At 63.3% G+C, this 13,453-nt stretch carries 14 protein-coding genes; 6 read left to right on the plus strand and 8 right to left on the minus strand.

The window, feature by feature from the left end:
- Positions 1 to 114 precede the first annotated feature (114 nt).
- Positions 115 to 1,063, plus strand: a protein-coding gene (locus CIT25_RS03865; protein WP_095483232.1) for an IS630 family transposase whose coding sequence is annotated in 2 segments (ribosomal slippage) — positions 115 to 450 and positions 452 to 1,063 — 948 coding nt in all. Because the reading frame shifts where the segments join, the coding sequence is not laid out codon by codon here.
- A gap of 17 nt (positions 1,064 to 1,080) precedes the next feature.
- Here the strand turns inward: CIT25_RS03865 and CIT25_RS03870 are convergent.
- The 3 genes from CIT25_RS03870 to CIT25_RS36775 form a co-directional block, all read right to left on the minus strand.
- Positions 1,081 to 1,383, minus strand: a complete 303-nt coding sequence (locus tag CIT25_RS03870) for a DUF982 domain-containing protein (protein ID WP_095483233.1) — start codon at positions 1,381 to 1,383, stop codon at positions 1,081 to 1,083.
- A 157-nt stretch (positions 1,384 to 1,540) separates the two neighbouring features.
- Positions 1,541 to 3,622 carry an ATP-dependent helicase gene (locus tag CIT25_RS03875; protein ID WP_095483234.1) on the minus strand — a complete coding sequence of 694 codons (2,082 nt, stop codon included), beginning with the start codon at positions 3,620 to 3,622 and terminating at the stop codon, positions 1,541 to 1,543.
- A gap of 100 nt (positions 3,623 to 3,722) precedes the next feature.
- Entirely contained in the window at positions 3,723 to 3,893 is a 171-nt protein-coding gene (locus CIT25_RS36775; protein WP_095483309.1) for a hypothetical protein, read from the minus strand.
- A gap of 131 nt (positions 3,894 to 4,024) precedes the next feature.
- Here CIT25_RS36775 and CIT25_RS36780 point away from each other — a divergent pair, with 131 nt between their 5' ends.
- From CIT25_RS36780 to CIT25_RS03910, 5 genes are all read left to right on the plus strand, one after another.
- Positions 4,025 to 4,198, plus strand: a complete 174-nt coding sequence (locus CIT25_RS36780) for a hypothetical protein (protein WP_095483235.1) — start codon at positions 4,025 to 4,027, stop codon at positions 4,196 to 4,198.
- A gap of 392 nt (positions 4,199 to 4,590) precedes the next feature.
- Positions 4,591 to 6,468: an ABC-F family ATP-binding cassette domain-containing protein gene (locus CIT25_RS03890; protein WP_095483236.1), complete on the plus strand. Its 1,878-nt coding sequence runs from the start codon at positions 4,591 to 4,593 to the stop codon at positions 6,466 to 6,468.
- Positions 6,469 to 6,516: 48 nt separating this feature from the next.
- Entirely contained in the window at positions 6,517 to 8,625 is a 2,109-nt protein-coding gene (locus tag CIT25_RS03895) for a molybdopterin oxidoreductase family protein (protein WP_095483237.1), read from the plus strand.
- A gap of 57 nt (positions 8,626 to 8,682) precedes the next feature.
- Positions 8,683 to 9,381 (plus strand): DUF2270 domain-containing protein, encoded by a 699-nt coding sequence (locus CIT25_RS03900; RefSeq protein ID WP_095483310.1) that lies wholly within the window; start codon positions 8,683 to 8,685, stop codon positions 9,379 to 9,381.
- 369 nt (positions 9,382 to 9,750) lie between these two features.
- On the plus strand, positions 9,751 to 10,023 hold the full coding sequence (locus CIT25_RS03910; RefSeq protein WP_095483239.1) for a DUF680 domain-containing protein: 273 nt from the start codon (positions 9,751 to 9,753) through the stop codon (positions 10,021 to 10,023).
- Positions 10,024 to 10,209: 186 nt separating this feature from the next.
- Here CIT25_RS03910 and CIT25_RS03915 read toward each other — a convergent pair whose 3' ends face one another.
- The 5 genes from CIT25_RS03915 to purM all read right to left on the minus strand — a co-directional run bounded on the left by CIT25_RS03915 (position 10,210) and on the right by purM (position 13,203).
- Positions 10,210 to 10,725: a SixA phosphatase family protein gene (locus CIT25_RS03915; RefSeq protein ID WP_095483240.1), complete on the minus strand. Its 516-nt coding sequence runs from the start codon at positions 10,723 to 10,725 to the stop codon at positions 10,210 to 10,212.
- 71 nt (positions 10,726 to 10,796) lie between these two features.
- A complete protein-coding gene (locus CIT25_RS03920; RefSeq protein ID WP_095483241.1) occupies positions 10,797 to 11,090 on the minus strand; it encodes a type II toxin-antitoxin system RelE/ParE family toxin in 294 nt (97 codons plus the stop codon).
- A complete protein-coding gene (locus tag CIT25_RS03925; protein WP_095483242.1) occupies positions 11,083 to 11,373 on the minus strand; it encodes a type II toxin-antitoxin system ParD family antitoxin in 291 nt (96 codons plus the stop codon). The genes CIT25_RS03920 and CIT25_RS03925 overlap by 8 nt, the downstream gene beginning before the upstream one ends.
- Before the next feature lie 58 nt (positions 11,374 to 11,431).
- Entirely contained in the window at positions 11,432 to 12,142 is a 711-nt protein-coding gene (purN, locus tag CIT25_RS03930; protein ID WP_095483243.1) for a phosphoribosylglycinamide formyltransferase, read from the minus strand.
- Entirely contained in the window at positions 12,139 to 13,203 is a 1,065-nt protein-coding gene (purM, locus tag CIT25_RS03935; RefSeq protein ID WP_095483244.1) for a phosphoribosylformylglycinamidine cyclo-ligase, read from the minus strand. The genes purN and purM overlap by 4 nt, the downstream gene beginning before the upstream one ends.
- Positions 13,204 to 13,453: the final 250 nt, after the last annotated feature.

Below are 13,453 nucleotides of genomic sequence, written 5' to 3' on the forward strand. Positions count from 1 at the left end.
GTCACGCTCGCAAAGGAGGCCTAGAGCGGTTCACGGCTTGATGGAATCGAAGGGGATTCTAGATTTGTGGGTTTTGTGATTCAAGATGCTGGCTGGAGTGGAGGCCAGCATCTGATGACTCGACCCCTTTCCAATGATCTTCGCGAGCGGGTGGTGGCGGCGGTTTTGAGTGGTGAAAGCCGCCGGTCTGCCGCCAAACGGTTCGGCATTTCGGCTTCGGCGGCGGTGAAGCTGTTGCAGCGCCATGAGGCAACCGGCTCGGTGGCACCGGGCAAGATGGGCGGACATCGCAAGAGGGTGCTGGAGCCGCACCGTGCCTTCATCGAGGCGCGTATGCGCGAGACGCCGCATCTGACGCTGCACGGTCTGAAGGATGAGTTGGCCGGGCGCGGAGTCAAGGTCTCGCACAATGCGGTGTGGCTGTTCCTGCGCCGCGAGGGCCTGAGCTTCAAAAAAAACGCTGTTCGCCCTTGAGCAGGCGCGTGCTGATATCGCCCGCAGGCGCCAACGATGGCGATCCTGGCAGGCCAACCTCGATCCGCAGTGCCTGGTCTTCATCGATGAGACCTGGATCAAGACCAACATGGCTCCGCTGCGAGGTTGGGGGCCGAAGGGCAAACGGCTGCGCGGCCTGGCTCCGCACGGCCACTGGCGCACATTGACCTTCCTCGGCGCGCTGCGCTGCGATCGGCTCGCGGCACCTTGTGTCTTCGACGGCCCGATCAACGGTCAATGCTTCCGCGCCTATGTCGAGCAGCAGCTCATCGCCGTGCTAAAGCCCGGCGACATCGTCGTCATGGATAATCTGGGAAGTCATAAGTCGGCGGCCATCAGGCAGATGATCAAGGCTGCCGGCGCCAGGCTTTGGTATCTGCCGCCCTACTCTCCGGACCTCAACCCGATCGAGCAGGCCTTCGCCAAGATCAAACACTGGATGCGTCAGGCTCAGAAACGCACCATCGAGGACACTTGGCGACACATCGGCCATCTCGTCGCAACGATCGAACCCGGCGAATGCAAGAACTACTTCGCAAACGCCGGGTACGCTTCCGTCAAAACGTGAAAGACTCTAGCCAGGCGTCAGGCGGCGTATCCGCCCTGGCCTCGGGCGACCGGCTTGACTGAGACCGCCGGCTGCGCCGAAGGCCAGAGAATGCCTGCCGTCACCGCGAAGGTGATCAAGGCATCGCGTGCCGCTTCCGGCGAGATCTCGCCGGCGCGTGCTGCCTCGCAGGCCTTCACCGCCGCGCCATAGCTCAGGCGTCGTCGCGATGGCGGGAACTCGGTCAGGAACTCATGCATGTCGAAGAGCGAAGCGATCATGCGCTTATGGCCGGCGCCGACGGTAACGGCGACCGGGGTGAAGGGCATCGTGTCGTGCATTCTGGCCTCTCGTATTGGGCGGAGGTGACGGCGGACGCCGCTCTCCGATCTGGGTCGGACGCCCAGAAACGCGGATTGCGGCATCAGGTTCCATGTTGCCGAGATTTGATTTTCGCCACCAAGCTCAGTGGCATGAGCGCCGTGCCGAAGAGGCGGCCTACTTCCACATGTCACGCATGCGGGCGCCGAGGTCGACGCGCACTTGCGGCTGGCGACGCGGATCGTCCTTGGCCTGGACGCTCGCCCATGATGTCTGTTCGAAGGCACCGAGGATCGAGGCTGGGATGAAGCGGGTGCGCGAGGCGTAAACGTGGCGATCGCCACGCGCCGCCTGGCCGTGGACGAAGAAGCGCTGCGGCATGACCAGATGCAGGCCGTCCTTGGCCCGCGTCATCGCCACGTAGAGCAGGCGGCGCTCCTCGTCGATATCCTCCTTCGAGCCGACGGCGAGGTCGATCGGGATGCAGCCGTCTACGGTGTTGAGCACGAAGACGTTCTTCCATTCCTGGCCCTTGGCCGAATGGATGGTCGACAGGATCAAATAGTCCTCGTCGCGATGCGGCGGTCCGGCCTCGTCGCTGGTTGCATCCGGCGGATCGAGCGTCAGCTCGGTGAGGAAACGCTCGCGCGAGGCATAGCCCGAGGCGATCTGCTCGAGCTGCAGAATATCGGCCCGGCGCGTCGTTGCGTCCTCGTGGATGCGGTCGAGATGCGGCTCATACCAGAGCCTGACCTGTTCGAGATCAACAGGCCATTTTCCCGACCCGGTGCGAAGCTGCGAGAACAGCGTGACGAAACCCTGCCAGTCGTCGGCGGCGCGTTGCGGCGGCCGGTAGCGCGCCAGACCCATCGCTTCGTCGAGCGACGTGGCCATGGTGTCGACGATCTGCGAAGCTGCCGAAGGGCCGATGCCGGGCAAGAGCTGCAGCACGCGAAAACCGGCGACGCGGTCGCGCGGGTTTTCGGCGAAGCGCAGCACCGCCAGCACGTCCTTGACATGGGCGGCGTCGAGGAATTTCAGCCCGCCGAATTTGACGAACGGGATGTTGCGGCGCGTCAACTCGATCTCCAGCGGCCCGCTGTGGTGCGAGGCGCGAAACAGCACGGCCTGCGCCTTCAGCGCCGTGCCGGCCTCGCGCTCGGTCAGGATCGCCTGGCAGACGTAACTCGCCTGCTCGGCCTCGTCGCGAACGCTGACCAGCTTCGGCTTTTCGGCCGATTTACGCTCCGTCCATAGGTTCTTGGTAAAGCGCTCCGAGGCCTCGCCGATCACCGCATTGGCGGCGGCCAGGACGGTCTCGGTCGAGCGGTAGTTGCGCTCAAGCATGACGATCTCGGCCGGCCGCGCGAACTGTTTTGGGAAGTCGAGGATGTTGCGCACTTCCGCCGCGCGAAACGAGTAGATCGACTGCGCATCGTCGCCGACCACCGTCAGCCCGGATCCGTCCGGCTTGAGTGCCGTGAGGATCGAGGCCTGCAGCCGGTTGGTGTCCTGGTATTCGTCGACCAGAACATGGTCGAAGCGCCCACCCAGATGCGCCGATATCTCCGGCTCGCCCCCCATCTGCGCCCAGTAGAGCAGCAGGTCGTCGTAATCGAGCACGTTCTGCGCCTGCTTGGCCTCGACATATCGGGCGAACAGCGCCTTAAGCTGTTCTGCCCACCCCGCGCACCAGGGAAACACCGAACCCAGAACCTCGCCAAGCGGCGCCTGCGCGTTGACGGCGCGCGAATAGATCGCCAGGCACGTGCCCTTGGTCGGAAAACGGCCTTCCGTCTTCGAGAAGCCGAGCTCGTGCCTGATAAGGTTCATCAGATCGGCCGAATCCTCGCGGTCGTGGATGGTGAAGGCCGGATCGAGGCCGATCTCCAGCGCGTAGTCGCGCAGCAGCCTGGCGCCGATGCCGTGGAATGTGCCGGCCCAGGTGAGAGCATCGGTGATGACGGATGCATCGCGACCGAGCACCTCGCCGGCGATCCGCTCGACCCGCTTGGCCATTTCCGATGCGGCGCGACGCGAAAACGTCATCAAAAGGATGCGCCTGGGATCGGCGCCCCTGACGATCAGATGCGCGACGCGATGCGCCAGCGTGCTGGTCTTGCCGGAGCCGGCCCCGGCGATCACCAGCAACGGCCCGGCGACCTTGCCGTCGCCATGCTCGACGGCAAGGCACTGCTCGGCATTCAGCTTCGCGAGATAGGCAGGCCGGAAGGTCGAATCACGGGCAGCGAGGTTCATTGCCCATCAAGCATCGTTTCTGCTTTGTTCGCAACGGTTTCGACGTGAGAGTTGCGATCGACGCGCCGACCCTATTGACGCACCAGCCGATGAACTCGATCTAGCGCTCTGGCTCTACGCCCATCGCCGCCGACTGCCGCCGCAGCGACTTGTCGTCATCGGGAGGCGGCAGCAACAGCGGATCGAAGTCGTCGGGCACCTCGTCGACGATTTCCCTGACTATGCGGTAGGCCACGTAGACGGCGGCCCCGGCTATGAGCAGACGGATCATGATTTTCTCCATTGGTGTGGACCAACCGAAGAGGCGGCTTTTTGTTCCCCCGTTCTCCAAACGCCCCGAGCTCTGTCTGAGCGTGCAACCAAATCGGCACCGTCTCGTTTGCCCGGTGACAGGAGGTTGCGATGAATAAGCTCTCAATCTTGCTGGCTTTAGCCGCAGCCCTGGCTGTGGCGGCTTGCGACAACAATATCCCGCCGACGAAGGCCCCTGGCACCGTCGATCAAATCCCGCAGGTCGACCCTGCACCCAAATCGACGTCAGGCGGTGATCAACCCGGCACACCGCCGGCACAGTGAACGCTGCGGGAAAAAATGGCCGGCGCCGCTTGGGAGGAGATGGCGCCGGCCAGGCGGGTATCAGGTCCGCCGCACACCTAGACATAGCTGAGTCTTGCCCTTGCGTCATGGTGCGATCGCTGAAGACGACCGCGTTGCACGGCAATTAACTGACAAATGCGCAACTTTCGGATGCGAGTAGTCGATGCTCGCCAGGCGACGCGCCGTCGCTGCAGGTTCCCGGCCCAATTCAGAGTCGGCCCTCTGATCCGGCGAGGCCGGCGATTGGATCGATCGTCTTCCCCTCCTGCGGCATCAGGCAACCTGCCGCCGCCGGCCATTTTCATGCCTTATGCGACCAACCGGCGCTCAAGGTCTTGCGAAGCGCCGACGTCCCGTGCAAAAGCGCGGCCATGCTGATCATTAACGACCTTTCGCTCCGTATGGCCGGACGCCTGCTTCTCGACCATGCCTCGCTGACCTTGCCGGCCGGCAGCAAGGCAGGGCTTGTCGGCCGTAACGGCACCGGCAAGACCACCTTGTTCAAGGCGATCACCGGCGATCTCGCCTCCGAGACCGGCTCGATCAGCCTGCCGAAGAACACGCGCATCGGCCAGGTGGCGCAGGAAGCGCCCGGCACCGAGGAGCCGCTGATCGAGATCGTGCTCAAGGCCGACCTTGAACGCTCCGCATTGCTCGAAGAAGAAAAGACGGCGACCGATCCGCACCGCATCGCCGACATCCACATGCGGCTGGCCGACATCGACGCGCATTCGGCCGAGTCGCGCGCCGCCACCATCCTCGCCGGCCTCGGCTTTGATGACGACGCCCAGCGGCGGCCGGCCTCGTCCTTCTCCGGCGGCTGGCGCATGCGGGTGGCGCTGGCGGCAGTGCTGTTTGCCGAGCCCGATCTGCTGCTGCTCGACGAGCCGACCAACTATCTCGACCTCGAAGGCACGCTGTGGCTGGAAAACTACGTGTCGAAATATCCGCACACCGTGCTTCTGATCTCGCACGATCGCGACCTGCTTAACCGCGCCGTCAACTCGATCGTCCATCTCGACCAGAAGAAGCTGACCTTCTGGCGTGGCGGCTACGACCAGTTCGAGCGCCAATACACCGAGCAGCGCGAGCTCCAGGAGAAGGGCAGGGTCAAGCAGGAAGCCGCGCGCAAGCACATGGAGTCCTTCGTCGAGCGCTTCCGGGCCAAGGCCTCTAAGGCGAGACAAGCGCAGTCGCGTATCAAGGCGCTGGAAAAGATGAAGCCGATCGCCGCGATTGTGAACGACAACGTGCGGCCGTTCTCCTTCCCCGAGCCGGTGAAGACCGTGGCCTCGCCGATCATTGCGCTGAACAATGTGAATGTCGGCTATGTCGAGGGTGAGCCGATCCTGAAGAAGATGACGCTGCGCATCGATGCCGACGACCGCATCGCGCTGCTCGGCGCCAACGGCAACGGCAAGTCGACCTTTGCCAAATTGCTGTCGGGCCGGCTGAAGCAGGAGAGCGGCACCATGACGGTGGCGCCCGGCCTGAAAGTGGCGATCTTTGCCCAGCATCAGCTCGACGACCTCCGACCGAACGAAAACGCCTATGAGCATGTCCGCCGGCTGATGCCGGAAGCACCGGAATCGAAGGTGCGCGGCCGTGTCGCCCAGTTCGGCCTGACCACCGAGAAGATGAACACCGCCGCCAAGGACCTGTCCGGCGGCGAGAAGGCGCGGCTCTTGATGGGCTTGTCGGCCTTCGAAGGACCAAACCTGTTCATCCTCGACGAACCGACCAACCATCTTGATATCGACAGCCGTGAATCGCTGATCCATGCGCTGAACGAATTTCCCGGCGCCGTCATCCTGATTTCGCACGACCGCCATCTGCTCGAGGCGACGGCCGACCGGCTGTGGCTGGTCAAGGACGGCGCGGTCAATCCCTATGACGGCGATCTCGAGGACTACAAGACGCTGGTCACCGGCGTGTCCGGCGACCGCCGCGGCAAGCGCGAGGCCGAAAAAGCCTCGAAGGCCGACCGTCGCCGCGACGCGGCCGCACGCCGCGCGGCCTTCGAGCCGCTGGCCAAGGAGATCCGCGCCACAGAAGCGCTGATGGACCGCATCCGCAAGCGCATCGACTTGATCGAGGACGAGTTCGCCAATCCGGCGGTCTATGAAAAAGACCCGTCGACGGCGACACAGCTGGCCAAGGAGCGCTCGCAGCTTGCCCAGACGCTGGCCGCCCACGAAGAAAAATGGCTGTCGATGTCGGCGGAATACGAGGAAGGCACGGCGGAGTAGCGCCATCTGGCCCTACACGCCGCTGCCATATACGGCTAGTTTGGCCCTATGAATCAGCACGCCAAGCTCAGAATCGGCCATTCGGCCTGTCCGCATGATTGCCCGTCGACCTGCGCGCTCGAGGTCGAGCTGCTCGACAGCAGGCGCATTGGTCGCGTCCATGGCGCCAAGGCCAACAGCTACACATCAGGCGTCATCTGCGCCAAGGTCGCCCGCTATGCAGACCGCGTCCATCACCCCAAGCGCCTGCTGAAGCCGCTGATCCGCGCCGGCGCCAAGGGCGAGGGCCTTTGGAAGGAAGCGAGCTGGGAGGCGGCACTCGACCTCGTCGCCGAAAAGTTCATCGCGGCCGAGGCAAAATACGGCTCGGAGACGGTCTGGCCCTATTACTATGCCGGCACGATGGGGTTGGTTCAGCGCGACGGCATCGAGCGGCTCAGGCACGCCAAGAAATATTCCGGCTTCTTCGGTTCGATCTGCACCAACCTGGCCTGGACCGGCTGGATGATGGGCGCCGGCGCGTTGCGCGGTCCCGACCCGCGCGAGATGGCCAAGTCCGACTGCGTGGTGATCTGGGGCACCAATGCCGTGGTCACCCAGGTCAACGTCATGACCCACGCGATCAAGGCGCGCAAGGAACGCGGCGCGAAAATCGTCGTCATCGACGTCTACGAGAACGCGACGATGAAACAGGCCGATCTCGGCCTGGTGCTGAAGCCCGGCACCGACGGCGCGCTGGCCTGCGCAGTGATGCATGTGCTGTTTCGTGACGGCATGGCCGACCGCGCCTATTTGGAAAAATACACCGACGACCCGCACGGTCTGGAAGCGCATCTTCAGACGAGGACGCCGCAATGGGCGGCTGATATAACAGGGCTTTCTGTCGGCGAAATCGAGGCATTCGCCCACATCGTCGGCACGACGAAGAAAACCTATTTCCGCCTCGGCTACGGTTTTTCGCGCCAGCGCAACGGCTCGGTCAACATGCATGCTGCCGCCTCGATCGCCGCGGTCACCGGCTGCTGGCAGTATGAGGGCGGCGGCGCCTTCCATTCCAATTCAGGCATCTTCAAGCTCAACCAGGAACTGCTGGAAGGCACGCGGATGCGCGACCCCGCGATCCGCCATCTCGACCATTCGCGCATCGGCCCCGTGCTGACCGGCGCTGAGGATGCGCTCTATGGCGGCCCGCCGGTGACGGCGCTGCTGATCCAGAACACCAATCCGGTCAATGTCGCGCCGGAGCAGCGGCTGGTGAAGCAGGGTTTTTTACGCGACGACCTATTTTCCTGCGTGCACGAGCAATTCATGACCGACACCGCAAAACTTGCCGATGTCGTGCTGCCGGCGACGATGTTCCTCGAGCATGATGACGTCTACAAGGGCGGCGGTAACCAGCATATCACGCTCGGTCCGAAGCTGATCGACCCGCCGGAAGGGCCGCGCACCAACCATTTCGTCATCGAGGAACTCGGTAAAAGGCTGGGCGTTGGCGAAAAGCCTGGCTTCGGCATGACCGAGCAACAGCATATCGACATCATCCTGGGCAAGCGGGACCTGGGCAGTTTTTCGAGCCTCAGGGACGAAAAATGGGTCGATTTGCAGCCGGATTTCGAGGCGGCGCATTTCATCAACGGCTTCGGCCACGCGGACGGAAAATTCCGCTTCCGCGCCGACTGGACCGGTCAGGCGGCGCCCAACCGGCCGCCGAAAAGCATGGGCCTGTTCGGGCCGGTGGCAAGCCTGCCGGAATTTCCCGACCATATCGACCTGATCGAGGTGGCGGATGCGGCGCATCCGTTCCGGCTGACCACCTCGCCGGCGCGCAATTTCCTCAACTCGACCTTTTCGGAGACGCCGGTGTCGAAGGCCAAGGAGGGCCGACCGGAACTGCTTTTGCATCCGGACGATGCGGCAGCTTATGGGCTGGCCAACGGCGACCGCGTCGAGATCGGCAATGCGCGCGGCGAAGTCGTGCTGCACGCAAGATTGTTCGATGGCCTCAAGCGCGGCGTCGTAGTGGCCGAGGGCATATGGCCGAACAGCGCCCATGAGCGGGGCGAGGGCATCAATGTGCTAACCGGCGCCGACGCGCCAGCGCCCTATGGCGGTGCGGCTTTTCACGACAACAAGGTCTGGCTGCGCTCGGCCAATTGAAGCGTCGGAACGATATATCCCTCCAGCCGTTTTTGCGTGGCGGGTGGAGGCATGGTGATGGCAGATGTGTCGGCAGCGCCGGACCCCATTGGAAGAACGCTTTCGCCCGGCGAACTCGTAACCACGATGTCACACTTTCATCGCGCCGAGATTCTACGCATGACGGGGTGGCGCGACCGCCTGGACCGGACGAGCAATTGGGCGATAACGGTCGTCGCGGCGATGCTGTCCGTCTCGCTTTCGACGGCTAGCGCGCATCACGGCGTGCTGCTTTTTGCCATGCTGCTTGTCCTGTTGCTGCTGTGGATAGAAGCGCGGCGATATCGCTTCTTCGACGTTTACCGGGCCCGCGTGCGCCAGTTCGAACGGCACTATTTCGCGCAGATATTCTCGCCGCAGCCGGATTTTGCGTCCGATTGGCTATTGATCGTCGGCGAAAGCCTGCGCGCTCCAAAATTCCTCATTTCGCAGCGAGCGGCGTTGGCGCGCCGTCTGCGTCGAAACTACATCCACATGCTGCTGATCCTGCTGATGGCCTGGATCCTCAAACTGTCGACACCCAGTCTTCTAACCGAGGGTGTCCGCATCGGCTTCGTCGGTTCGGTGCGCGAGGCCGTCACCGGCGCTGCCTTGGGGCCCATTCCCGGCGTGGTCATCGTCGTGCTGGTCGCCGCCCTCTATGCCGGCCTGCTGGTCACGGCCTTCCTGGCTGCTGGCGACGAGGGCGAACTCTCCTTTGGTGACGTGCACGTCTAAGGCGGCAACGCAAAGCCGGTAGCTCTGCGAAATTTCATTTGCGCATCAGCGGAGGAATCGAACCGATCGGTTCGTTTCTGTTGACGCATCGTGCAGGACCGGGTGAACGCCGGCTCAGCAAATGCCTGCGCCTCGCGGCAGGAAAATTCGCTTAACAAATTGAAAAGAATGCAAAAGATTGTGGCGAAGGAAGCCTTTTGGCGGATTTCAAGCACCCGATTCCGGGCTTAGCCGGAACATCTTCGTGATTGGAAATCGCGGCACTGCCAACCCACCTCACACTAGTCCGAACGACGCGAGATCCTCCCAAGGCACGCCACTAGACGGACAACAACACTGAAAACATGGAAATACTGGAGTACCTGAAAAATGACCAAGATTGCTCTTACCGCCGCTGCCGTCCTCATTGCTACAGGCAGCGCCTTTGCCGGCAGCGACCACTATGGTTCGGACGGCGTCAACCAGCCGGCTGCGCCGGTTGGCAATGCGCCTGTTGGAAATGTCGACAACACGCTCACGGGTTCGATCCGCAAGCTGCTCCCGACCGAGCATAATGCCGTCAACACCGATGCGACGCGCCAGTCCGGCTCGGATCAGTCCGTCGCGCCTCAATCTGGCCGGGGCAACTGGGGCCGCCGCTAAGTCCTCAAGCTCCGGAACTCAAAGAGCGGCGGGTTTGGCCCGCCGCTCTTGCTTTTGCATATCGAGTCACCGTCAGCAGCGCCGCCCTTTTTGGGACGCACAAATGACGCTTTGATTTTTGCGCATGATCCTTTCCGAACTGAAAGTCAGCGCAGCAAAAATCGATTCCGATTTTCGGGCCATGCGCTAGCGCAGATCCTTCGGCCAAACGCAGTGTGTCAGCCGCGCCTCGTCGAGGGCCAGCCGTGCCCAGTCGCCGTCAAAAACGAAGCGGGCAAGCGCCGCCGTCGGAAATTTTTCTTCAAGCCTTTTGAGTGCCGCGGCATCCGATCCGGCGCTGGCAAGCCGGCGCGCGAATTCCTCCAGACCGGGATTGTGGCCAATCACCAGAAGGGTGCTTGTTACAGCATTTGCCTGCCGTACCTTGGCGAGAACGTCTGCCGCACTGGCCTCGTAGAGCGCCTGAACAAATTTGGCCGGCGTTTTCGCCGGCAATTCCGCCGAGACCAGCCGCCATGTGTCGCGGCTGCGCAGCGCTGGAGATACCAGCGCCACATCGGGCAGCCAGCCCTGCCTGGCCAGTTCGCGCCCGATCAGCGGGGCCGCCTTCAGCCCGCGCCCGGAAAGCGGCCGGTCGAAGTCGATGAGGTCAGGATCGTCCCAACTCGACTTGGCATGACGCAGAAGAAGGAGTTGTTTCATTGTCGCCATGCCAGCCTCTGCTCAGGGCGTGATGTCCGCCAGCTGCTGCCAATTGCAGTTGCCATGATCTTTCAAAATAGCGCCGAGACGTCGCGCGCGCCATGCACGAAGCGAACGACCTCGACGCGTTGTTTTGCCAAGCGATAAAGCACGAGATAATTGCCGATCGTCAGCGCTCTCACCTCGGCGCCGATGTCCGGTCTCTTGGGGCCGGATTCAGGGAAGCTGGCCAATTGCAAGATGCGCGCCGCTATGGCGTCCAGAAAGCGATCCGCGGCAAGCGGGCTGTCCGTCGCAATGCCAAACCAGATTTCGATCAGATCGTTTTCGGCGGCCGGGCTGCGGACAATGAGGATGTCAGCCATTCCGCTGTGTTTTTTTGGCAGCGTCGCTGAACCGGCTGTGCGCCTTCAGCTTGATGTCCTCGATGTCGAAAGGCGCGAACGGGCCGCTCTCCAGCCCTTCCGTCCAGGCTTTCCGCAGCCGCTCCGCTTCCGCTTCGCGCAAGGGCTGGCGAAGGCGCCATTCGCGGAGCGCTTCGCGGATTACTTCGCTTGCCGAACCGTATTGCCCGCTGGCCACCGCGCCCTTGACCATGTCCAGCAGTTCGGGGGAAAGCGCCACGCTGACTTTTTCGACTGTCGCCATCAAACTGTCTCCTTGTGAAGATGGTAGCAATATTTGCCACCATCTTCAAGGATGGCTCTCATGGTGTGATGCGCGCCAGATGCTCGAGATCGGTCTCCTCGCGCAGCGGATCGGGCGCCATGACCACGGAAGTGCTGTTGTCTGCATCGTCGGCGAAGTGGGCAAGCACGGTACGGCCGCCTTCCATCCGCGCCTTGCCTTCGGCGACCAGCCCGAGCGCCAGCGGATAAAGCCGGTGCTCGGCCTTCAGCACGCGGGCGGCAAGCGTATCCTCATTGTCACCGACCATCACCGGCACGGCAGCCTGGGCGATGATCGGGCCGTCATCCATATCGAGCGTGACGAAATGCACCGTGCAACCATGGATGCGAATGCCCGCGCGGATAGCTCGCGCATGCGTATCCAGCCCCTTGAAAGCAGGCAACAGGGCAGGGTGGATGTTGATCATCCGTCCCAGCCACTTCTCGACGAAGCGCGCGCCGAGGATGCGCATGTAACCGGCCAGCGTCACGATCTCGGCGCCGAACGAGACAAGTGCCGCGTCGATCGCTCCGTCATGCGCTTCCTTGCTGGTATGGTCGGCCCGCGAAATCACCTTGGTAGGGATGCCGCGCGCCGCGGCGATGCCTAGACCGGCGGCATTGGCCCGGTCGGAAATGACGCCGACGATCTCGGCCGGATAGTCCGGGTTGCTGGCCGCGGCGATCAGCGCCGTCATGTTGGAGCCGCGTCCCGAAATCAGCACCACGGTGCGTTTGCGCGTGCTCATAGGCCGATCGAGCCCCGATAGATGACGCCGGCGTTGCGGCGCGGCACGATGCGGCCGATCGGCGCCACAGTCTCGCCGGCCTCCTGCAGCACGGCCGCGACCTGTGCGGCCTGGCCGGAGGCGACGGCGAGGATCATGCCGACGCCGCAATTGAAGGTGCGCATCATCTCTTCGGGCGCCACGCCGCCGGTCTTCGCCAGCCATGAGAATACCGGGGGCACCTCGATGGCGTCGAGGTCGAGTTCGGCCGAAAAATCCTTCGGCAAGACGCGCGGGATGTTTTCAGGAAAGCCGCCGCCGGTGATGTGGGCCAGCGCCTTGATGCCATGCGTGCCGCGGATCGCCTTGAGGATCGACTTGACGTAGATGCGTGTCGGCTCGAGCAGCGCCTCGGCCAGCGTGGCTTCATCATTGAAGGGCGCCGGATCGGACCACGCAAGGCCGCTTGTCGCGACGATGCGGCGGACCAGCGAAAAGCCGTTCGAATGCAGGCCCGACGAGGCCAGTCCCAACAGCACGTCGCCCTCGACGATGTCGTCTGTCGGCAGTAGCTGGCCACGTTCGGCCGCGCCCACGGCAAAGCCGGCAAGGTCGTAGTCCTTGCCGTGATACATGCCGGGCATTTCCGCCGTCTCGCCGCCGATCAGCGCGCATCCGGCCTGTCGGCAGCCCTCGGCGATGCCGCCGACAATCGAAGCACCCTGGTCGGGGTCGAGCTTGCCGGTGGCGAAATAGTCGAGGAAGAACAATGGCTCGGCGCCTTGCACGACGATGTCGTTGACGCACATGGCGACGAGATCGATGCCGATCGTGTCGTGCTTGCCCGCATCGATGGCGATCTTCAGCTTGGTGCCGACGCCGTCATTGGCGGCGACCAGCACCGGGTCCGTGAAGCCGGCGGCCTTGAGGTCGAACAGGCCGCCGAAGCCGCCGATCTCGCCGTCGGCGCCCGGCCGGCGCGTCGCGCGCACCAGCGGCTTGATCTTCTCGACCATGAGATTGCCGGCATCGATGTCGACACCCGCCTCGGCATAAGTGAGCCCGTTCTTGCGCTTGCTCATTTCTGGCGCCTGCTCATCTCTGTTTCCACTTGCTTGAGGGCTCTTCGCATGAACGCTTTTGCCTCGCAAGGCAAGCGAGCGATGGCGATGTTCAATTGGAGATCGGCCGAACCGGGCTCCCTACGCTCCAGCAGTAGAAAGAAATGCCCGCCAGCGCAGCGGCGAGGACGCCGACGGTCGCTAAGGACCTGACCTCGTCGCTCGGGAGGGCCCCGTAGGAGAAACCGGCGGCGATCAAACTTGCCGCCAC

Source organism: Mesorhizobium mediterraneum (assembly GCF_002284565.1).
Lineage (GTDB): Bacteria > Pseudomonadota > Alphaproteobacteria > Rhizobiales > Rhizobiaceae > Mesorhizobium > Mesorhizobium mediterraneum.